The organism is Aeromonas hydrophila subsp. hydrophila ATCC 7966 (genome assembly GCF_000014805.1).
GTDB lineage: Bacteria > Pseudomonadota > Gammaproteobacteria > Enterobacterales > Aeromonadaceae > Aeromonas > Aeromonas hydrophila.
This window is the reverse complement of record NC_008570.1, coordinates 3,757,099-3,777,418: the sequence shown is the minus strand read 5'-3', so window position 1 is coordinate 3,777,418 and position 20,320 is coordinate 3,757,099. Positions and strand designations below refer to the sequence as shown.

The 20,320-nt window shown below is 63.1% G+C and carries 19 protein-coding genes; 3 read left to right on the top strand and 16 right to left on the bottom strand.

Going from position 1 to position 20,320, the window contains the following annotated elements; all coding sequences use genetic code 11:
- The first annotated feature begins 56 nt into the window (after window positions 1-56).
- On the top strand, window positions 57-605 hold the full coding sequence (locus AHA_RS16975) for an NAD(P)H nitroreductase (RefSeq protein WP_011707121.1): 549 nt from the start codon (window positions 57-59) through the stop codon (window positions 603-605).
- Between the two features lie 548 nt (window positions 606-1,153).
- Here the strand turns inward: AHA_RS16975 and AHA_RS16970 are convergent.
- The 4 genes from AHA_RS16970 to AHA_RS16955 all read right to left on the bottom strand — a co-directional run bounded on the left by AHA_RS16970 (window position 1,154) and on the right by AHA_RS16955 (window position 5,374).
- A complete protein-coding gene (locus AHA_RS16970) occupies window positions 1,154-1,717 on the bottom strand; it encodes a sugar O-acetyltransferase (protein WP_011707120.1) in 564 nt (187 codons plus the stop codon).
- Between the two features lie 73 nt (window positions 1,718-1,790).
- Window positions 1,791-2,768 carry a D-2-hydroxyacid dehydrogenase family protein gene (locus tag AHA_RS16965; RefSeq protein WP_011707119.1) on the bottom strand — a complete coding sequence of 326 codons (978 nt, stop codon included), beginning with the start codon at window positions 2,766-2,768 and terminating at the stop codon, window positions 1,791-1,793.
- 195 nt (window positions 2,769-2,963) lie between these two features.
- The gene (gene prmA / locus AHA_RS16960; protein ID WP_010675412.1) at window positions 2,964-3,842 is read right to left on the bottom strand and encodes a 50S ribosomal protein L11 methyltransferase; all 879 of its coding nucleotides are present in this window, start codon (window positions 3,840-3,842) and stop codon (window positions 2,964-2,966) included.
- Window positions 3,843-4,357: 515 nt separating this feature from the next.
- Entirely contained in the window at window positions 4,358-5,374 is a 1,017-nt protein-coding gene (locus AHA_RS16955; protein ID WP_011707118.1) for a zinc-binding alcohol dehydrogenase family protein, read from the bottom strand.
- Window positions 5,375-5,474: 100 nt separating this feature from the next.
- Here AHA_RS16955 and AHA_RS16950 point away from each other — a divergent pair, with 100 nt between their 5' ends.
- Window positions 5,475-6,347 carry a LysR family transcriptional regulator gene (locus tag AHA_RS16950; RefSeq protein ID WP_164927729.1) on the top strand — a complete coding sequence of 291 codons (873 nt, stop codon included), beginning with the start codon at window positions 5,475-5,477 and terminating at the stop codon, window positions 6,345-6,347.
- Between the two features lie 2 nt (window positions 6,348-6,349).
- On the opposite strand, the gene AHA_RS16945 is transcribed toward AHA_RS16950, so the two are convergent.
- The 7 genes from AHA_RS16945 to acs form a co-directional block, all read right to left on the bottom strand.
- Complete coding sequence (locus tag AHA_RS16945; RefSeq protein WP_011707116.1) at window positions 6,350-7,777, bottom strand: PTS transporter subunit EIIC; 1,428 nt, start codon at window positions 7,775-7,777, stop codon at window positions 6,350-6,352.
- A gap of 77 nt (window positions 7,778-7,854) precedes the next feature.
- On the bottom strand, window positions 7,855-9,333 hold the full coding sequence (gene panF / locus AHA_RS16940) for a sodium/pantothenate symporter (RefSeq protein ID WP_011707115.1): 1,479 nt from the start codon (window positions 9,331-9,333) through the stop codon (window positions 7,855-7,857).
- Entirely contained in the window at window positions 9,323-9,601 is a 279-nt protein-coding gene (locus tag AHA_RS16935) for a YhdT family protein (protein ID WP_016351749.1), read from the bottom strand. The genes panF and AHA_RS16935 overlap by 11 nt, the downstream gene beginning before the upstream one ends.
- A 112-nt stretch (window positions 9,602-9,713) precedes the next feature.
- The gene (accC, locus tag AHA_RS16930) at window positions 9,714-11,054 is read right to left on the bottom strand and encodes an acetyl-CoA carboxylase biotin carboxylase subunit (protein ID WP_011707113.1); all 1,341 of its coding nucleotides are present in this window, start codon (window positions 11,052-11,054) and stop codon (window positions 9,714-9,716) included.
- A 15-nt stretch (window positions 11,055-11,069) separates the two neighbouring features.
- Window positions 11,070-11,525, bottom strand: coding sequence for an acetyl-CoA carboxylase biotin carboxyl carrier protein (accB, locus tag AHA_RS16925; protein ID WP_011707112.1), 456 nt, complete (start codon window positions 11,523-11,525; stop codon window positions 11,070-11,072).
- Between the two features lie 36 nt (window positions 11,526-11,561).
- Window positions 11,562-12,011 carry a type II 3-dehydroquinate dehydratase gene (aroQ, locus tag AHA_RS16920; RefSeq protein WP_011707111.1) on the bottom strand — a complete coding sequence of 150 codons (450 nt, stop codon included), beginning with the start codon at window positions 12,009-12,011 and terminating at the stop codon, window positions 11,562-11,564.
- Between the two features lie 266 nt (window positions 12,012-12,277).
- The gene (gene acs / locus AHA_RS16915; RefSeq protein ID WP_011707110.1) at window positions 12,278-14,224 is read right to left on the bottom strand and encodes an acetate--CoA ligase; all 1,947 of its coding nucleotides are present in this window, start codon (window positions 14,222-14,224) and stop codon (window positions 12,278-12,280) included.
- A 168-nt stretch (window positions 14,225-14,392) separates the two neighbouring features.
- Between acs and AHA_RS16910 the strand changes: the two genes are divergently transcribed.
- Window positions 14,393-14,689 (top strand): hypothetical protein, encoded by a 297-nt coding sequence (locus AHA_RS16910; protein ID WP_011707109.1) that lies wholly within the window; start codon window positions 14,393-14,395, stop codon window positions 14,687-14,689.
- A gap of 46 nt (window positions 14,690-14,735) precedes the next feature.
- Here the strand turns inward: AHA_RS16910 and AHA_RS16905 are convergent, their stop codons facing one another.
- From AHA_RS16905 to torD, 5 genes are all read right to left on the bottom strand, one after another.
- Entirely contained in the window at window positions 14,736-17,186 is a 2,451-nt protein-coding gene (locus tag AHA_RS16905; RefSeq protein ID WP_011707108.1) for a sensor domain-containing protein, read from the bottom strand.
- Window positions 17,187-17,291: 105 nt separating this feature from the next.
- Window positions 17,292-17,924: a porin family protein gene (locus AHA_RS16900; RefSeq protein ID WP_164927728.1), complete on the bottom strand. Its 633-nt coding sequence runs from the start codon at window positions 17,922-17,924 to the stop codon at window positions 17,292-17,294.
- Window positions 17,914-19,053, bottom strand: coding sequence for a hypothetical protein (locus AHA_RS16895; RefSeq protein WP_011707106.1), 1,140 nt, complete (start codon window positions 19,051-19,053; stop codon window positions 17,914-17,916). Before AHA_RS16895 ends, AHA_RS16900 begins: the two co-directional genes overlap by 11 nt.
- A gap of 169 nt (window positions 19,054-19,222) precedes the next feature.
- Window positions 19,223-19,591 (bottom strand): hypothetical protein, encoded by a 369-nt coding sequence (locus AHA_RS16890; protein ID WP_011707105.1) that lies wholly within the window; start codon window positions 19,589-19,591, stop codon window positions 19,223-19,225.
- 7 nt (window positions 19,592-19,598) lie between these two features.
- Window positions 19,599-20,243, bottom strand: coding sequence for a molecular chaperone TorD (gene torD / locus AHA_RS16885; protein WP_011707104.1), 645 nt, complete (start codon window positions 20,241-20,243; stop codon window positions 19,599-19,601).
- Between the last annotated feature and the right edge of the window lie 77 nt (window positions 20,244-20,320).

Below are 20,320 nucleotides of genomic sequence, written 5' to 3'. Positions count from 1 at the left end.
TTCATCTGGTGCTGTGCTAAGGTAGCGCCATCATAGCCCCTGACAAGGAACTGCCCATGGATGCCCTCCACCTGTTACTGAATCGTCACTCCTGTGGCCGCCTGGCCGAGCCCGCCCCGAGCGGCGAGGTACTCGACAATATCCTCAAGGCCGGGCTGCGGGCGCCGGATCACGGCACCCTGACCCCCTGGCAGTTCATCCTGTTCGAAGGGGAGGGGCGCGAACGGCTCGGCACCCTGCTGGCACAGGCCGCGCGCAGTCGCGGCGAGGATGAGGAGAGCATCAAGAAGTGTCAGGAGGCCCCGCTGCGCGCACCGCTGCTGATCGCGGTGGCAACCCGCTACCAGGAGCATCCCAAGGTGCCGCGGCTGGAGCAGGAACTCTCCGCTGGCTGCGCCCTGATGGCGATGCAGATGGCGGCCCAGGCCCAGGGCTTCAACGGTATCTGGCGCTCCGGCTGGTTCATTTTCGACGAGCAGATCAATGAAGGGTTGGGACTGACACCGGAGGATCAGCTGGTGGGCTTCCTCTACCTTGGTACCCCCATGCTGGAGGCCCGCAAGCTGCGCGAGCTGCCGGTGAGCGAGTTCGTGCGCCGCTTCTAGTCTGCTTCATGACCGGCAAAGCCCTGACTCGTCAGGGCTTTTTTGTTTCTGGTGGCGGGCTGTACTGATATTTGGAAGATTGCCAAGAGGGATGCCGTGGCTGGCAGGGAATTTTTTAAATAGTGAGATGCCGTTCTCAATCCTGGTTTATTACGCTATGTAAAACGTTTGCGCCTCGTTAATATCCCTGTGCCAGTTTAGAAGGTGACCCCTTCTAATTTTCTGCGATGAGAGTCGCAATTCCGTAGCACCTTTTTACAGCCCAACGTCTTGATGACATTGGGCTTCATTTTTATGGGTGCTTTGCAGGTGTTGGCACTCTCAACCTCCTAGGACCGGAAAGGTCTCCTTTTTACAGGCCATTATGGTCTTGATGATATTGGGCTTCATTTTTATGGGCGCTTTTCAGGTGTCGGTACTCTCAACCTCCTAGGACCGGAAAGGTCACCTTTTTACAGGCCATCATGGTCTTGATGGCGTTGGGCTTCATTTTTGTTGGCGCTTTGCAGGTGCCGCTTCCCTTAATTCCGTAGCGTCCGGTGCAGCTGCTAGCTTACCGGCGTCTTGCCTTTGGCGGGCAACACGCGGGCCGGGTTGCCTACCACCCGGGCGCCGGCTGGCACGTCTTTGGTGACCACGGCTCCGGCGCCCACGATGGCCTCCCGCCCTATGGTGACGCCGGGCAGCAGGATGGCACCGCCGCCAATCCAGACCCTGTCCTCGATGGTGACCGGCAGCGCGGTCTCGACCCCCTGGATCCGTTCATCGGCGTCCAGCGCGTGGGCGGCGGTGTAGATCTGCACGTTCGGCCCGATCATCACCTCGGCACCGATGCGAATGGGGGCGTTGTCCAGCAGGGTGGCCCCCATGTTGATGTAGCTGCGCTCGCCAAGGTGGATGTGGCGGCCATAGGTGCAGTAGAGGGGCGGGCAGATGAAGGCCCCCTGGGCCAGCTCGCCGACGATCTGCTGCAGCAGCGCCAGCTGTTCATTCTCCTCGTCGCTGCGATTGAAGCGGCGGTACAGGCGGGCCGTCTCCCGGCGCAACAGATCCAGTTCCGGCGCCATGCAGTTGTAGGGCTGGCTGGCGATCATCTTGTCGTACTCGGTCATGGCTGCTCCTGTGGCTTGCCTTGGTGGCGCATGGGGTTCACATGTTAGCGGTCCGGCCGCCGGATAACCGTGATCAGCGGCCCGCTACGGGCAGCACCAGATTGGTCGGCCTGCCCTCGGCAAAGGCAATCAGATTGTCAAAGGCGGCCTGAAAGTAGAGCTGGTAGCTGTTGCGCTCCACATAACCGAGATGAGGGGTGGCCAGCACATTGGGCAGGCGCAGCAAAGGCTCGCTTTGCGCCGTGGCAGGCTCTGCGTCGAACACGTCGAGCGCTGCGCGCCGGGTGGGGTTGGCGGCGAGTTCAGCATAAAGGGCGCCCGGCTCGACAAGCTCAGCCCGACTGACGTTGACCAGCAGGGAGTCGGCCTTCATCCGCGCGAGATCGGCGCGGGTCACACAGCCATGGGTTGCCTCGTGCAGGCGCAGATGCAAAGAGAGGATGTCGGCGTCACGAAAGAAGGCCTCCTTGTCGGAGGCGCTGGCATGGCCATCCCGCTCGGCCTGCTGGCGGGAGCCCTCGCTGCCCCAGATCAGCACCGACATGCCAAAGGCCCGGCCGTAACCGGCCACCAGTCTGCCAATCTTGCCGTAGCCCCAGATGCCGAGCGTCAGCCCCTGCAAGGTACGGCCCAGCCCCAGTGTGCCGGATTGCTGCCACTGCCCCTGGGCGAGGGCATGACAATAGGCCGGGAGGTGGCGGGAGGCGGCCATGATGAGCGCCCAGCAGAGCTCGGCGGGTGCCACCGGGCTGCCGATGCCTTCGGCGACGGCCACCCCGTGGCGTTGACACAGGAGGGGGTCGATATGCTGGCTGATCTTGCCGGTCTGACTGATGAGCCGAAGGGAGGGGAGCCTGCGCAGCAACGCCTCGTCGATGCGGGTGCGCTCGCGGATCAGTACCAGCGCCTCCACCCCTGCCAGCTTGGCGGCAAGGCGCTCGGGGTCAGGTTCGCTTTGGGTGAGGATGGTGACGTCGTGGCCCGCTAGGCGGGTAAAGCAGGGCAGATGACGCACCTGATCCTGATAGTCATCCAGTATGGCAATCCGCATAAGCACTCCGTGTCGCAAGGGGGACTGGCGGCCTATCCTACCGGAAACGGGGTGAGCTGTGTGGTCAAATGAGCACTGATTGCCGTGCGAGTGTGGATGGCGCTGGGTAACGGCACCAGAGAGGTGGCTGCCGGCGAGTTGAAAACAGACGGGGCTCCCGTGTGGGAGCCCCGTTGATAGTTTGGCAAGTGCCGCTTAGCCGAGTTTACGGCCGGAGAGCCGGCACCACTCTTCCTTGACGGCGGTCGGGTCCATCTCGAACCACTGGCCGTAGATGGTCTCCAGCTCCGGCGCCTGGCTTTCCAGCACACCGGAGAGGGCCATCAGGCTGCCCGCTTTGCCGTGGCCGGCGATAAGCGGCGCCAGTTCGCGCAGCGGGCCGGCCAGGATGTTGGCGACCACCACGTCTGCTTCGACATCTTGCGGCTGATCCGCCGGCAGGTAGAGCTCTATCTGATCGGCGACGCCATTGCGCTCGGCGTTGTCACGGCTGGCCTGGATGGCCTGCGGATCGATGTCGATGCCGATGACCCGGGCGGCGCCCAGTTTCAGGGCGGCGATGCCGAGGATGCCGGAGCCGCAGCCAAAGTCGACCACGGTTTTACCGGCCAGATCCAGCCCGTCCAGCCACTGCAGGCAGAGCGCAGTGGTGGGGTGGGTACCGGTACCGAAGGCCAGACCCGGGTCCAGCATGACGTTGACCGCATCGGGGTTCGGCACGTCGCGCCAGCTCGGGCAGATCCACAGCCGCTCGCCGAACTGCATGGGGTGGAAGTGATCCATCCACTCGCGCACCCAGTCCTTGTCTTCCAGCTGCTCCACCTTGTAGCCCACGTCTTCACCGAAGATCTGCTGGAAGAAGGCGATGGTGGGTGCCGGATCGGTTTCGGCGTCGAACAGCCCCATTACTTCGGTCTCGCCCCACAGCGGGGTTTCGCCCGGCATGGGTTCATAGACGGGCACATCCTTGGCATCCATAAAGGTCACCGCCTGGGCACCACGCCCCAGCAGCATGTTGCTCACCTTGTCTGCGGTCTTGGCAGTGGCGTTGATTCGAATTTGTATCCAGGGCATGGCGTCGACTCTTCATAAATGTGAAACCGCGGGATTCTATCATCATGGGCGTGTGCTGTCGTGGTTTGCCCATGCAGTGTGGTGGAGGAGGCAGACTTTGCCGAGTTGGCACGGTTCGTGTATTCCTCATTGGGTGACGGGAAGCAACCTGTTCCCGCTGAATGCTTTGCTCTAGGAAAGTTCCGTCATCTTTTTCAGCCACCTTCGGGTGGCTTTTTTTTGCCTGCGGATACAGACCACTGGTGGCAGGGCACAATGTGGCAAGCAAGCGGGGAGGCGGGCGGGATTGGCACACTAGCTGCAAAGGTACAGAGGTCCTGCATAAGGATATGTGTGTGATTGTTACCCCAACGTTCAGGTATTTAGGGCCATCCCGGCGGGATGGCCCCTTTTTTTGGTTCTTTTTATGGTGATGCTGCGTGGTGACTGTCTGTTGCCTGATGTGAGCTGTGCTGTGATGGGGCTTGTCACTGGTGAGTTCACCCCATGATGGTGCAGTTTTTACCCATAAGGGATTAGTTGCCGAACTGGCTCATGTCAATCACCAGCTTGCCCACCATGCGGCCGGCTTCCACCTCGGCATGAGCCTGAGCCAGGGTAGCCGGGGTCAGCTCGGCCACCACCTTGCTGAGGGTGGTCTTGACCACGCCCTGGTCCACCAGGGCGGCGACCAGCCCCAGCAGGTTGTGTTGCTCGATCATGTCCGGGGTCTGGAACAGGGAGCGGGTAAACATGAACTCCTGGCTGAAGGTGACGCTCTTGCTCTTGAGCAGGGAGAGGTCCCAGGGCTCGCTCGATTCGGCGATGGTGCAGATATGGCCGAACGGGCTGATGAGGCTGGCCATGGCATCCCAGTGCTGCTCGGTGGCATTGGTGCAGAAGATGGCGTCCACCTGAGTGATGCCGAGGGCAGTGAGCTCCTCCTGCAACTGGTGATGGCTCACCACCTGGTGGGCCCCCATCTGCAGGCACCAGGCCCGGGTCTCGGGGCGCGAGGCGGTGGCGATCACCTCCATGCCGGTGAGCTGGCGGGCCAGCTGGATGGCGATGGAGCCCACGCCACCGGCGCCGCCGATGATCAGCAGCTTGCCGCTGCTCTCGCGGGTGAGGCGCATGCGCTCGAACAGGGTCTCCCAGGCGGTGATGGCGGTGAGCGGCAGGGCCGCGGCTTCCACGTCGCTCAGGCTGGTGGGGGCGAGGGCGGCGATGCGCTCATCCACCAGTTGCAGGGCGCTGTTGCTGCCGGGGCGGCTGATGTCGCCGGCATACCAGACCCGGTCGCCCGCCTTGAACAGGGTCACCTCGCGGCCGACGGCGATCACTTCGCCTACGGCGTCCCAGCCCAGCACTCGCGGGCTGCTCTCGACCTTGGCCTTGGGGGCTCGCACCTTGGTGTCCACCGGGTTGATGGAGGTGGCCTTGACCCGCACCAGCAGGTCGCGCGGGCCCGGTGTCGGGTCGGCCAGATTGGCTTCGATGAAGCAGTGGGGATGATCGCTCGGCAGATAGTGGGTCAGGGCGATGGCTTTCATGGCAGTTCCTTTCAAATCGGTTGGATGGGGATTGCCAGCCACTCTAGTCTGGTTGATTATTCAGATTAAGATGGGTAATTGGTAAAGACTGTTTGAATATATGAACAATGTCGAACTGGAGCTGATGGGGCTGTTCGCCACCGTGGTGGAGCAGGGCAGTTTCACCGGGGCGGCCGAGCTGCTCGGCATGCCCAAATCCTCGGTCAGCCAGAAGATCTCGCGGCTCGAATCCCAGCTCGGGGTGCGCCTGTTGCAGCGCACCACCCGCCGGCTGAGCCTGACCCCGCAGGGGGAGGTCTATGTGGAGCAGTGCCGGGCGTTGCTGGCACTGGCCCGCAGCGCCAATCTGGCGATGGCGCGGCTGCGCGCGGCCCCGGCGGGCCGGGTGCGGATCACCGCGCCGGAGGCCACCGGCACCCTGCTGCTCGGCCGGATCCTGGCCGAGTTTCGGGCCCTCTACCCCGAGGTGGTGCTGGAGCTGACCCTCTGCGATGAGCAGCTCGATCTGGTGGGGGAGGGTTACGATCTGGCGCTGCGGGCGGCGCCGCTGAAAGATTCCAGCCTGATCTGCCGGCGCATTGGTCAGGTGCCGCGTCATCTGGTGGCGGCGCCCGCCTATCTGGCGGCCCACGGTATGCCGCAACAGCTGAGCGAGCTGGGCCGATACGCCTGCCTGGTGCACACGTCGCTGCCGGTGTGGCCGCTGCAGGAGGGAGGCTGGCGGCCGCAGGGGGCTTGTCTGAGCAACAGCCTGCTGGCGCTGCGGGAGCTGGCGATCAACGAGGGGGGGATTGCCCTGCTGCCCCATCACGTCTGCGAGGGGGATCTTGCGGCGGGACGCTTGCAGAAGGTGCTGCCCAGTCACCCCATTCCGGCCAACCCCTTCTACCTCATCTACCCGAGCCGGGAGCACCTGGCGCCTGCCCTGCGCAGCCTGATGGACTTTGTCGCCGAGCGGTTGCCGTTTGCCTGAGGCTACCAGCCGCTCTGACCGGCGGACTCCTGATTGGGCTTGAGGCCGAGCGGCACCGACTGGCGCTCCGCCAGCATGCGGATCTGCCCCTCGATCAGGCTGGCGTTGGGGCCCAGCACCAGCACCAGCTGATGGTCGTTGAGCTGGATCCAGGAGAGGCAGCCCAGCCCCAGCAGACGGGATTGATCCACCAGCGAGATGTCGCGCACCCGCAGGCTGAGGCGGGTGAGGCAGACGCTCATCGCCTGCAGGTTGTCCATGCCGCCCAGCACCTTGAGGTACTGGATCGCCAGCATCTGGGGGTCGGAGGGGGCGACGCTGGCCAGGCGCGGGTGCTCCGGTGCGATGGGCTTGCTCGGCAGGCTGAGGGGCGTGCGCTCCAGCAGCTGATAGAACAGCAATGTGTAGGCGACGAAGAACAGGATGCCGACCGGAATGAGCCAGAAGCTGTGCTCGCCGGCGTGGTAGCTCAGCACCAGATCCAGCAGGCCGGCGGAGAAGTAGCTGCCCACCTTGATGCCGAGCGCGCTGCAGGTGGCGAGCGACAGGCCGGTCAGCAGGGCGTGGGCCAGAAACAGCCAGGGGGCGGTGAAGGCGAACAGGAACTCGATGGGTTCGGTGATGCCCACCAGCGCCGAGGTGAGCGCCAGGGTGAGCAGCAATCCCCCCTGGGGCAGTCGCTGCATGCGCTGGCGGTGCAGCCAGATGGCAAAGCAGGCGCCCGGCAGGCCGAACATGATGATGGGGTAGAGCCCGGCCACATAGCCTTCGTGCAGCGGCTGGGCGCTGGCCAGAGCCTGCAGGTTGCTCTCCCCCAGCCCGATGAGGCTGCCCAGCACCTGATGCAGGCCGAGCGGGATCAGCAGCCGGTTCAGCACGCCGTAGCAGAAGGCACCGAACGGGGTGGTGAGCAGTTCGGAGGCGAGCAGGGTGATGCCCTGTTCCAGCAGCGGCCAGAGCAGCGCGAGGGGGAAGGCCAGCAACAGACAGGTGAGCGCCGAGGCGAGCAGGCTGGTGAAGTCGCCGTTGATCAGCCGCAGCCAGTGGGGCATGGGGTGGCGCTTGAGCCAGGGGTAGACGATGGCGGTGGTCAATCCCGCCAGCAGGCCGCAGATCATGTCGCTGTGCAGGCCGGGGGCCAGGGTGCCGAGCGCCGAGCTCAGCAGCAGAAAGTTGACCGCGCCGGCCAGCGCCTGGGTGCCTTCACCCTGGCGGCTCAGCCCGAAGGCGATGGCCACCGCATAGATGAGCGGCATCTGGCTGAACAGGGCGCGGCCGGTGAGGGAGAGCACCGCCAGATCCAGCACGTCCGGCTGGCCGAGCCGATAGAGCAGCGCGGCCAGCGGCAGGATGGAGACCGGCAGCAACAGGGCGTAACCGAGTCGCTGCAGGGCTTGGGTCAGGATCTGTCTGGCGTTCTGTACGGGCATAAGGGCACGGCATTTTGTGACATGGCGCACAGTTTACCCGTAAAACACCCATTTTGGGATAGTTTCGGAACCCTTTATTAATCCATCGATGATTGCGGCTCAAACAAGCGCCGCACATGCTGGCTCGGGGCCGGGGTCAGCAGGCTGACCAGCACGAAGGCAATCAGCCCCAGCCCCAGGCTCGGCACGATGGCGTGCAGGCCGGCCGGCTTGATCTCCCACTGGCTCAGGATGGCGTAGCAGAGGATGCCGCACACCATGCTGGCGAGGGCCCCCGGGCCATTGGCCCGCGACCAGTAGAGGCCGAGCACCAGCGGCCACAGGAACACCGCCTGCAGGCCGCCGAAGGCGAGCAGATTGAGCCAGATGATCATCTCGGGCGGTTGCAAGGCTGCAAGCAGCACCAGCGTGCCCAGGATCAGGGTACAGAGTAGGGAGAGGCGCGGCACCCGTACCTCCAGCTTCTCCTGGCCAGCCTTCTCCGGACTCAGGTAGTTGAGGTAGAGATCCTTCACCAGGGTGGCGGAGGCCTGGATCAGCTGGGAGTCGATGGTGGACATGATGGCCGCCATGGGCGCCGCCAGGAAGACCCCCGCCAGCCAGGGGGGCAGCACTTCCATCATCAGGGAGGGCATGATCTTGTCCGGGCTGTCCATGCCGGGCAGGATGGCGCGGCCCAGGGCGCCGGCCAGGTGCATGCCGAACATCAGCAAGGCGCTTACCACAGTACCGATCAGGATGCCGCGGTGCAGCGCCTTGCTGTCGCGATAGCCGAAGCAGCGCAGCGCCGAGTGGGGCAGCCCCACCACCCCGATGCAGACCAGCACCCAGAAGCTCAGCATGAAGGGCTGGGTCAGCAGGTCGCCGGCCCCCTGCGGGCTCACCAGCTTGGGATCGATCACCTTGAGCTGGTGGATGAGGTTGGGCAGGCCGTCACCGGCCACCAGAATGCCCGCCAGCAGGGCGCCGGTGCCGATCAGCATGATGATCCCCTGCAGCGCATCGGTCATCACCACGGCGCGAAAGCCGCCGATCACCGTGTAGAGCAGCACGCAGCTGGCAAACAGCAGGAGCCCCTGCTGGTAGCTGAGGCCGGTGGCGGTCTCCAGCAGACGGGCGCCACCGATGAACTGCACCACCATGGTGGCGATGAAGGCGAGGATGATGGTGACCGAGCCCAGCACCACCACCGCCTTGCTCTGGTAGCGGGCCCACAGCATGTCGTTGATGGTCACCGCATTGACCCGGCGGGCGATGATGGCGAACTTCTTGCCAAGCACCCCCAGGGTGAGCCAGACGGTGGGCAGCTGGATCATCGCCAGCAGCACCCAGCCCAGCCCGATCTTGTAGGCCGCCCCCGGCCCGCCGATGAAGGAGGAGGCAGAGGTGTAGGTGGCCACCAGGGTCATGGCCAGCACTAGCCCGCCCATGCTGCGGTTGCCGATGAAGTACTCCTGCACGAAGTCGCCGCCCACCCGGTGGCGGCTGGCCCAGAAGCCGACTCCCAGCACCAGCACCAGATAGATGATGAGCGGCAGCATCAGCTCAAGATTCATGGGAAGGCTCCTTGGCATCGAGGGGAGGAGAGTCGAGGGGGATGTCCACGAACAGACGATCCACCATCAGGCCGCACAGCACGATGAACAGCAGCGGCATCAGGATGCAGCTGAGCAGGAACCAGAGCGGCATGTCCCAGCATTCGATCTCTGCGGGGATGAAATAGGCCGTGCCATACCAGGCAAGGAAGTAGAGCAGGGTCAGCAGCAGGCAGAGGGCTGCTTCCCGGCGAGCGAGCGCGAAACGATTCACCTTGGCCTCCGACAATTTTGAGGGGCGCAAGGATAACAAAAAAGGGCCATGTCGCCATGGCCCTTTTTCAACAGAGGCTCCTTGCGGAGCCGACGTCCACCGACATTGCGGCCTTCGTCAAGGATCCTTACAGCCCCAGCTTCTTGTGCAGGTAGTGGATGTTGGTCCCACCGTGCTGGAAGTTTTCGTCCTTCATGATCTCTTTTTGCAGGGAGACGTTGGTCTTGATCCCTTCCACCACCAGCTCGTCCAGCGCCTGACGCATGCGGGCGATGGCGACGTCGCGGTTTTCACCGTAACAGATCAGCTTGCCGATCATGGAGTCGTAGTAGGGCGGTACCTTGTAGCCGGCGTAGATGTGGGAATCCCAGCGTACGCCCAGACCGCCCGGCGCGTGGAAGCGCTGGATCAGGCCCGGAGACGGCATGAAGGTGGCCGGGTCTTCGGCGTTGATCCGGCATTCGATGGCATGGCCACGGATGCGGATGTCCTGCTGGGTGATCGACAGGGGCTGACCGGCGGCAATGCGCAGCTGCTCCTTGATCAGATCCACGCTGGTGACCAGCTCGGTGACCGGGTGTTCAACCTGGATACGGGTGTTCATCTCGATGAAATAGAACTCGCCGTTCTCGTACAGGAACTCGAAAGTGCCCGCACCGCGGTAGCCGATCTCGATACAGGCGCGCACGCAGCGCTCACCGATGAACTTGCGCATCTCTTCGGTGATGCCGGGTGCCGGCGCCTCTTCGACCACCTTCTGGTGACGACGCTGCATGGAGCAGTCGCGCTCGCCCAGGTAGAGGGCGTTGCCCTGGCCGTCTGCCAACACCTGAATTTCGATGTGGCGCGGGTTCTCCAGGTACTTCTCCATGTAGACCATGTCGTTCTTGAAGAACTGGCCTGCTTCGGATTTGGTCAGCGCGATGGCGGCAGACAGCTCGGCTTCACTGCGCACCACGCGCATGCCGCGACCACCACCGCCACCGGCGGCCTTGATGATCACCGGGTAGCCAATGCGCTTGGCGATGGCGGCGTTGTGCTTGGCATCGCTGTCGACCGGACCGTCGGAGCCCGGTACGCAGGGCACGCCCGCTTTCTTCATCGCCTCGATGGCGGAAACCTTGTCACCCATCAGGCGAATGGTCTCGGCGCGCGGGCCGATGAAGATGAAGCCGGATTTCTCGACCACTTCGGCGAAGTCGGCGTTCTCGGAGAGGAAACCGTAACCCGGGTGGATGGCGACGGCACCGGTCACCTCGGCGGCGGCGATGATGGCCGGCACATTGAGGTAGGAGTCGGTACTGGCCGGTTTGCCGATACAGATGGTTTCGTCGGCCAGCAGCACATGCTTGAGCTCCCGGTCGGCGGTGGAGTGAACGGCCACTGTCTTGATCCCGAGCTCTTTACAGGCGCGCAGGATCCGCAGGGCAATTTCACCGCGGTTGGCGATGACTACTTTGTCCAACATGGGTGGCGACTTCCCTTATTCGATGATGAACAGCGGCTCGTCGAATTCGACGGCCTGACCATTTTCAACCAGGATCGCTTTGATCACACCGGCCTTGTCAGACTCGATTTGGTTCATCATTTTCATGGCTTCGACGATGCACAGGGTATCGCCGACATTGACGTGCTGACCGACTTCCACGAACGGCTTGGCTTCCGGGCTGGAGGAGCGGTAGAAGGAGCCAACCATCGGGGAGCGCATCAGGTGACCGCTCGGGATGGCGTCGGCAGCCGGGGCAGCAGCAGCCGGTGCGGCGGCAGGAGCGGCAACCGGGGCGGCAGCTTGTTGCATGATCATCTGCGGAGCAGCGGTCACCTGACCGGAGAAGTTGCGGCTGATGCGAACGGACTCTTCACCTTCGGAGATCTCCAGTTCGGCGATGCCGGACTCTTCAACCAGTTCAATCAGCTTCTTGATTTTGCGGATATCCATTAGCATTCTCTTTCTTCTTTATCTGATCAGTGATTATCAAGCCGCGCGCAACTGGTGCACGGCCGCGGTTAAAGCGAATTGGTAGCCATCGGCCCCCAGCCCACAAATGACCCCCTTGGCGACATCAGACAGATAGGAGTGATGACGGAAGGGTTCCCTGGCATGGACGTTGGACAGGTGAACCTCGATAAAGGGGATGGCCACACCCAGCAGCGCATCGCGGATGGCGACGCTGGTGTGAGTGAAGGCGGCCGGGTTGATGATGATGAAATCCACCTGACCCATGGCCTGGTGGATGCGGCCGACCAACTCATGTTCGGCATTGGATTGCAGGTGTTCCAGTGTGACCCCGAGTTCGTCGGCGTTGTGCGTCAGATCGGCGACGATCTCATCGAGCGTCTTGCTGCCGTAGATGCCCGGTTCCCGTTTGCCCAGCAGGTTCAGGTTCGGCCCGTTGAGCAGGAGAATTCGGTGTTTTTGCGACATATTGAGTACATCCTCGATGATAATGCTGCTATCTGTCAGCCATCTTGTGGACTATCAGAAATCTAGTCATTTTCTGCGCAAATCGGTGTGCACTGGCACACAGATTTCGCAATTATATTGATTTCGTGAAAATTAGCAGCATTTTACTGGTCTAATCTCTACATCTGTCTATTTTTTGCGCTAATTGGTGCGTTGTTGAAACACTCAGTAGCAAAGACGACAAAGCCGGCTCGAGGCCGGCTTTGGAGGCAGGAACGCAGTCAGGATCAGGCGGCTTCCGACTTCTCGCGGATCAGCTTGTCCACCACGCCCGGATCCGCCAGGGTGGAGATATCCCCCAGGCTGTCGGTCTCGCCGGTGGCGATCTTGCGCAGAATTCGCCGCATGATCTTGCCGGAGCGGGTCTTTGGCAGCCCCTCGGCCCAGTGGATCACGTCCGGGGTGGCGATGGCGCCGATCTCCTTGCGGACCCACTCCTTCACCTCCTTGTGCAGCTCCCGGCTCGGCTCCTCGCCGGCGATCAGGGTGACATAGGCATAGATGCCCTGACCCTTGATCTCGTGTGGCACGCCCACCACCGCCGCTTCGGCGATCTTGGGATGGGAAACCAGCGCGGATTCAATTTCGGCGGTGCCCATGCGGTGACCGGAGACGTTCAGTACATCATCCACCCGTCCGGTGATCCAGTAGTAACCATCCTCATCGCGACGGGCACCGTCGCCGGTGAAGTAGCGGCCGGGGAAGGTGGAGAAGTAGGTCTGCTCGAACCGCTCGTGATCGCCGAACACGGTGCGCATCTGGCCCGGCCAGGAGTCGGTGATCACCAGGTTGCCCTCGGTGGCCCCCTCCAGCGGCTCGCCCATGTTGTCCACCAGCGCCGGTTGCACGCCGAAGAAGGGACGGGTAGCCGAGCCAGGCTTGAGATCGGTGACGCCGGGCAGCGGGCTGATCAGGATGCCGCCGGTCTCGGTTTGCCACCAGGTATCGACGATGGGGCAGCGCTCCTCGCCGATGGTGCGGTAGTACCACTCCCAGGCTTCCGGGTTGATGGGCTCGCCCACCGAGCCCATGATGCGCAGGCTCGAACGGGAGGTGTCGGCTACTGCCTCGTTGCCCTTGGCCATCAGCGCCCGGATGGCGGTGGGGGCGGTGTAGAGGATGCTGACCTGGTGCTTGTCCACCACCTGGCTCATGCGGTTGGTGGCCGGGTAGTTGGGCACCCCTTCGAACATGATGGTGGTGGCACCGTTGGCAAGCGGCCCGTAGACCAGATAGGAGTGGCCGGTGACCCAACCCACGTCGGCGGTACACCAGTAGATGTCCTCTTCGTGGTAGTCGAAGATGTACTTGAAGGTGAGAGTGGCATAGACCAGATAGCCGCCGGTGGTGTGCAGCACCCCCTTGGGTTTGCCGGTGGAGCCGGAGGTGTAGAGGATGAAGAGCGGATCTTCAGCCCCCATCGCCTCGGGCGGGCAGTCGGCGCTGACGGTGGCGACTGCGTCGTGCCACCAGATGTCCCTGTGGTTGTGCCAGGCGATGTTGCCGCCGGTGCGTTTGAGCACGATCACATTGTTGACCTTGGTCTCCGGGTTGGTGAGTGCTTCATCCACGTTCTTCTTGAGCGGTACCGGGCGGCCGCCGCGCAGCCCTTCATCGGCGGTGATGACGATGGAGGAGCCGGAGTCGATGATGCGACCGGCCAGGGCTTCCGGCGAGAAACCGCCGAACACGATGCTGTGCACCGCGCCGATGCGGGTACAGGCCAGCATGGCGATGGCGGCTTCCGGCACCATGGGCATGTAGAGGCAGACCACGTCGCCGCGATGCACCCCCTGCGCCTTCAAGACGTTGGCAAACTTGCACACCTCGGTGTGCAGCTCGCGGTAGGTGAGCTTGCGATCTTCGGCCGGGTTGTCTCCTTCCCAGATGATGGCGACCTTGTCGCCGCGCTGGGCCAGATGGCGGTCCAGACAGTTGGCAGAGACGTTGAGCAGGCCGTCTTCATACCATTTGATGGAGACGTGGCCCGGATCATAGGAGGTGTTCTTGACCCTGGTGTAGGGCTTCATCCAGTCGAGGATCTTGCCCTGCTCGCCCCAGAAGGCATCCGGATCCTGCACCGAGGCCCGGTACATGGCTTCATAGCCTGCCTTGTCCAGCAGGGCGCCGTTGCTGATGTGGGCTTTGACCGGGTAGACCTTGCTCTCGCTCATGTGTCACTCCTTTGAATACATTCTTGTAATGATTAGGTAACAACTTATACCTTTGGCGGGGGAGGGCAATTAGACTTTTGGATAGATGGCAACATCCGCTTACAGTCGCGCCGATGACAATTCATCGCTGATTGGGTAAAACGTCGTTTTAGCGACGGAGATAGTCCCATGTTGACCCTGCTATTGTGTTCCTCCCTCTGGCAGTTTGAGGCCCCGCAGGCCACCGATGAGGCCGCATTGGCCGCCCCCCATGCCAACGGTCTTGCGCTGACACCGGCACAGCCCGCTTCGCCATCCTTGCGGGACCACATCAGCGGCCAGTTGAGCGAGGCCTGGCTGGCGCGCAAGCCGTCGGTGTCCGTCACCCTCGAAGAGAAAAAATCCTCCTATCCGCAGGACTCGTTGCTGGAAGAGTCACGCCGGCAGCAGGACGAAGGGTGGGATGCCAGGCTGACCTTCAACTGATGAGCGTCAACTGCGCCGCTGGCGCGGCGCGGATCCCGGCGCACCGCTAGCACCAGGCGCCCTTGCGCGAGCCCAGCTGCTCGGCCAGATGGGGCTCAGCCAGCGGGTGGCTGAACAGATAGCCCTGCCCCTCCTGGCAGTGCAGTGACTGCAGAAACTGGCGCTGGGCCTGGGTCTCGATCCCTTCGGCGGTGACCATCATGCCCAGGCTGTCGGCCAGGTTGATGATGGTGCGGCACAGCTCCCGGCTGTGTTTGTCATCGGGCAGGGCCTGCACGAAGGTGCGGTCAATCTTGATGCGATCGATGGGCAGGCTCTTGAGCAGGCTCAGGGATGAGAAGCCGGTGCCGAAGTCGTCGATGGCGATCTGTACCCCCAGCGCCTTCAGGCGTCTGAACAGCTGCAGGCTCTGATCGACTCGCTGGATGATGCTCTCGGTGACCTCTATCTCCAGCTTCTCTGGCGGAAAGCCGGTCTCGGCCAGGATGGCGGCGACCCGCTCCACGTAACCTGCCGAGCGCATCTCCCGCACCGACACATTGATCGACAGCCTGGGTACCGCCAGCCCGGCGGCCAGCCACGCCTGTCCCTGCTGGCAGGCGGTGCGCATCACCCACTCGCCGATCTGCTCGATGAGCCCACACTCCTCGGCCACCGGGATGAAACGGGTGGGCCCTATCATGCCCTCGCTGGGGTGCTGCCAGCGCAGCAGGGCCTCCAGCCCGCTCATGCGGTTGCTGGCGAGCTCCGTCATGGGCTGATAGAGGACGCAGAGCTGATGCTGCTCGATGGCCTTGAACAGCCCCTGCTCCATGCTCATTCGCTCCCGGGTCTGCTCGGTCATGTCCGGGGTATAGAACAGATAGCCGTTGCGGCCCCGGTTCTTGGCCTCGTACATGGCGCTGTCAGCAGCGCTGACCAGGGTATCCGGGCTGGTGGCGTGTTCCGGATAGAGGGCGATGCCGATGCTGGCGGAGACGGCCACCCGCTCGTGGCCGAGTTCGACCGGCTCGCGCAGGCAGGCCAGCAGTTGCTCGGCGAGCCGCTCCAGCTCTTGTGGCCGTTCAAAGAAGGGGATCAGCACCAGGAACTCATCGCCACCGAGCCGGGCGGCCACGTCGTTGTGGCGCAGGACGCGGCGGATCCGCTCGGCCAGCAGCTTGAGCAACTCGTCGCCAGCGCGATGGCCCAGGGTGTCGTTGATCAGCTTGAAGCCGTCCAGATCGATGAACAACAGGGCCAGTTGCTGGTGGTTGAGCTGGGCGGTCTTGAGTTCCAGCTCCAGCCGCTCCTGCAGCAGGTTGCGGTTGCCGAGCTCGGTCAGCGGATCGTGATAGGCGAGGTGGTTGAGCTGTGCTTCGGCCTTGCGAATGGCGCTGATGTCGGAGAAAGCGATGACGTAGTTGGTGGTGTTGTGGCGACTGTCGTGTACGGCGCTGACATGCTGCCAGGAGGTGAAGTAGCCGCCATCCTTGCGCAGACACATCATCTCGCCATGCCAGGCGTGACTGCCGGGCAGCAGGGTATGCCAGGGATAATCGATGTCGGTGTGGCGGCGCGGGTGCATGATGGCCTCCGGCGACTTGCCCACGATCTCCGCCTCTTCATATTGAGTCATGCTGGAAAAGGCCGGGTTGACCGAGATGATCTGGCGCTGGCCATCCATGATGATGATGCCTTCGGCGGCGGTCTCGAACACCACGTTGGCCTGGCGCAGCTTGTCCTCCTGGTTGCAGCGACTGGTGGCATCGTGGATCACCCCGGTGATGCGCCGCCCCTGATGGTCGGTGGCCGCCACGTGATCGGCGTGAATGTCGACCCAGCCCCGCAACTGATCCGGCCCGAGATAGCCGAGGGTGAGGTGAATGGGGGCCGTGCCGTTGACCGCCGCCCTGAATTGCTCGCCAGAGAGCGGATCGAAGCGCTTGATGAACTGCTCCATCCCCCCCTGAAACTGGCTGGCCGTGGTGCCGAGCAGGCGCTCGACCTGGCCGTCAAACTGCAGCCTGTCCTCCGTCACATGCCACTCCCACACCCCGATCTGGCCGGCACTCATGGCCAGTTGCAGCCGCTGCTGTGCTTCGACCTGCTCGGTGACGTCCCGCACTATGGTGAGGATGCGGTCGGGCACCCCCTGTTCGTCCAGCATGGGGCTGTAAATCGCCTGCCAGTGGCGCTGCCGGCCCTGGTGGGCCGCGGTATGGCCGCTCAGGTTCAGCTCGACCCGGGGGACGCCGCTGCTGATGATCTGCTGGAACAGGGGTTCCAGCACCGGAGCCAGCGTGGGGACGATTTCGCGCAGATATCTGCCGTAGTGCTCTTCTCGGGAGAGACCGTTGAGATCGGCCAGGGTCTGGTTGACGCTGCGGCAGCGGAAGTGGCGGTCAAACACGCCTATGCCAAACGGGGCCAGTTCGAACAGCTGCTGCAGCTCGTTCATGTTCAATTGCCCCGCCAGCGGTGGATCCGGCATGGCATTGAAAGTCTCTTCACCCATCGCACGCTCCTGAATTGACTTCTTTGTCATTTAAGCTGCTGTCAGTATGGCATGAAGCATTCTGAAGGGAAGAGAGGGGGCGTCATTCGCCCCCTTTTTACGGTGTTACCAGCTGAAGTGATAGCTCAGGGTCAGGTTGATCATCGGTTGCCAGTCGTGCTCCTTGATGAGCCACTGCTTGGCGCCGAACTCGGTGCCAAGGCGCCACTGCTGCCAGCGCCAGCTGCGTTCCAGCGTGACTCCCCAGTCCCGCAGGCCCTCGTTTGCCCCATAGGCGGCCATGTGGGCCTGACTGCCCCGGGTCAGCCAGAGGTTGAGGGAGATCTCGGCCGGCAGCGGCAGGCTGTGCTCCATGTACCAGAGCTGGCCATAACGGCCGCTGACGTCATAGAGCTGGCCCAAGGTGAGCTGGTGATCGTCGTCCAGTTGCCAGCCGAGGCGCCAGAAGGCGCTGAAGCGGTTGCGATCGACCACCTGCATGGGCGCGACGCCGACGGCGAAGAAGCTCTTTTTGTAGAGCGGCAAGGCCAGCCCGGCGCTCTGGCCATCAGCGAAGAGCAAGCCGACCTGGGTTTCCCGCTCATAAGCGAGCCAGAACTGCATGCTGGCATCGGCGCGGACCCCCGCCTGATTGCTGCCAAGCTGCCACTGACCGCCCAGCTGCCACTGGTTGTCCGGCTCTTTGGCCGCCAGGGGCAGGGTCAGGAACAGCAGCGGCAGCCAGCACTTATTTGCCATAGAGCCGTGCCCAATCACGGTCCTGATGCATGCCCATCAGGTGGCAGATGATGCCGGAGCGCTGGAAGGCGTAGATGAGCAGCACGCTGGTGGCGCTGAGCGCCATGATGAGGCCGAAGTTGTTGGGCAGTATGGTGCCCTGACGGGCGGTCCACCACAGCAAGAGCGGGCCCCACAGGTGCACGAAGATGCTCTTGTGGAAGATGAAGACGGTCAGCGAGTACATGCCGATCCAGTTGAGCGGGCGCCAGCACAGCCGGATGTTGCGCTGATGCAGCCAGAGCACGGCCCCGATCACCAGAAACTCCATGCCCCAGATACCGGCGCGGCCGACCATGTCCATCGCCAGTTCGTGTTCGTTGGCGTAGATGTCGCTGAGCTCGACCGTGCTGGTCTCGCCGAACATGAGATAGACGGCCAGCGCCACCAACGAGAGCGTCAGCACCAGGGCGTTGAGGCGATCCCGCCATTGGGGCCGCTGATGCCAGCACCAGCCATAGAGGAAGCCGAAGCAGCCGCTGGCCATGAAGAGGTCGAGGCGGGCATCCAGCTCGTAGTCGGGGTGCACGTGCAGCTTCATCCAGCCATCGATGTGACCGAGCAGATCCTGCACGCCGAGCTGATCCAGCAGCAGGCTGAGCAGGGTCAGCAGCAGCATGCCGCGAATGCCGAACCAGGCGTAGACCAGCGAGAAGAGCGCCAGCAGGCACATCCACAGCATCACCGGGTAGAACGAGATGGCCTCGCCGAAGTTGGGGGCGATCACCAGCCCTTCCACATAGAGCACCAGAATGATGCTGGCGAACAGCACCAGCTTGCCGCCCAGCTGCGGTCTGAAACTGGCCTGATCGCGGCGACTGAGATTGAAGGCGGCCAGTGCCAGGTAGATCTGGCTGACCCAGGGAATGAGCCAGGCCGAGACCTGGGCCGTGGTGTGATCCATGGGCAGCAGCTGGCCGGCCATCGCCTTGTGCGACAGATAGAAGCTGTCCCACAGGGCGTGTTCCCGGTTGAAGAAGTCGATGTACCAGTAGTTGAGGTAGCCGGTGTAGTGCTCGAAGACGGCCATGAAGATGACGAGCCCTCGCAACAGGTCGAGACCCGTGATGCGTGCATCCTGTGGAGGCATGCTGATGCTCCTGCATTGGTTGGAAAAGGAGCGGCACTATAACGGTTGCGGCGAAACTGAACAGGAGCTGAATGTAAGCGAATGTTACCAGCAATTGAGGGCCTGCCCTTGTGACAAGGGCGGATGGGCGGATCGGGCTGTCATGATTTGTAATAGTTTTGGCGGTTTATCAGCCTTTCTGGCGGCCGAAGGCCTGGATGCCGCGCACCAGCACCAGCAGGCCGAGCCCGTGAAACGGCAGCGCCAGGGCGAGCAGCAGCAGCCAGTGGGCCTCGCTGCCGCTGCTGTTGATGAAGTCGACCCAGGCGGCCAGCAGGGCCAGCATACCCGCTATCTGGAAGCGGCGGCGCAGCACCACCTCCACCCCGAGATTGGCGAGGTAGAGGGTCAGCAGGATGCCGGCAAAGCCGGTGAGCTGGGCGGTGCCGTAGAGGACGCGGTCCGGGTTGAACAGCAGGGTTACGAGGGGGGTAAGGCCCTGATCCAGCGGGATCAGGGCCAGCAGCCAGCAGGTGATCAGCAGCAGGGCCGTCTTCATGTCGAACTCAGTCGGCGGCTGGCGCCGGTTTGACCAGGCTGAGGTAGTTGGCATCCATGGTGAGGAAGACCCCCAGCAGGCGGGCGCTGGCGCCGTAGAAGCCAAACGGATCGGCGGCGCGGCAGGCGCGCTCGAAATGGGGGAACCAGGCCAGCAGATGGCCGTGCAGCAAGGCCTCCTGCTCGCCGAGCCACCGTTCGCGCAGATCGGCGCTGGCGGCTTCGGCGGCGCGGATGATGAGATTGCCCATCAGATCCAGTTCGACCCCCAGATGATCGACCGGTTGTTGGTATTTGGCGCTGACATCGATATTGAGCCGGCTCAGCCGCGCCTTCATGCGCTCGAGCGCAGCGGCGTCCTGGTGGGCGGATTCATGGGGAGAGACGGCGTCGTTGGCTAGGAACAGCTCATGGAAGTCGCCGGCCAGCGCGTTGGCCCGCTCGGGGCGCACCAGCAGGCGGGCGATGGCGTCATTGAGCTCGGCCACGGCCGGGCGCATCGGATCGAGCGTGGAGAGGCTCTTCAGGAAGCTTCGCACATCATAGCTGTCGTATTCGGCGATCTGTTCGTCGCTGAGCTGGGCGGTAAACAGGGTGGCAAACCACCAGTAAAGTTCGGCCCGACGTTCGCTAGTGGCCAGAAATTCCTGCATTTTTCCTCCGTGGATGGCAAGCGGGAAGCAGACTGAGCCCGATTCTAACGGCTTTGGCAGAAAAGTTAACCCATAGG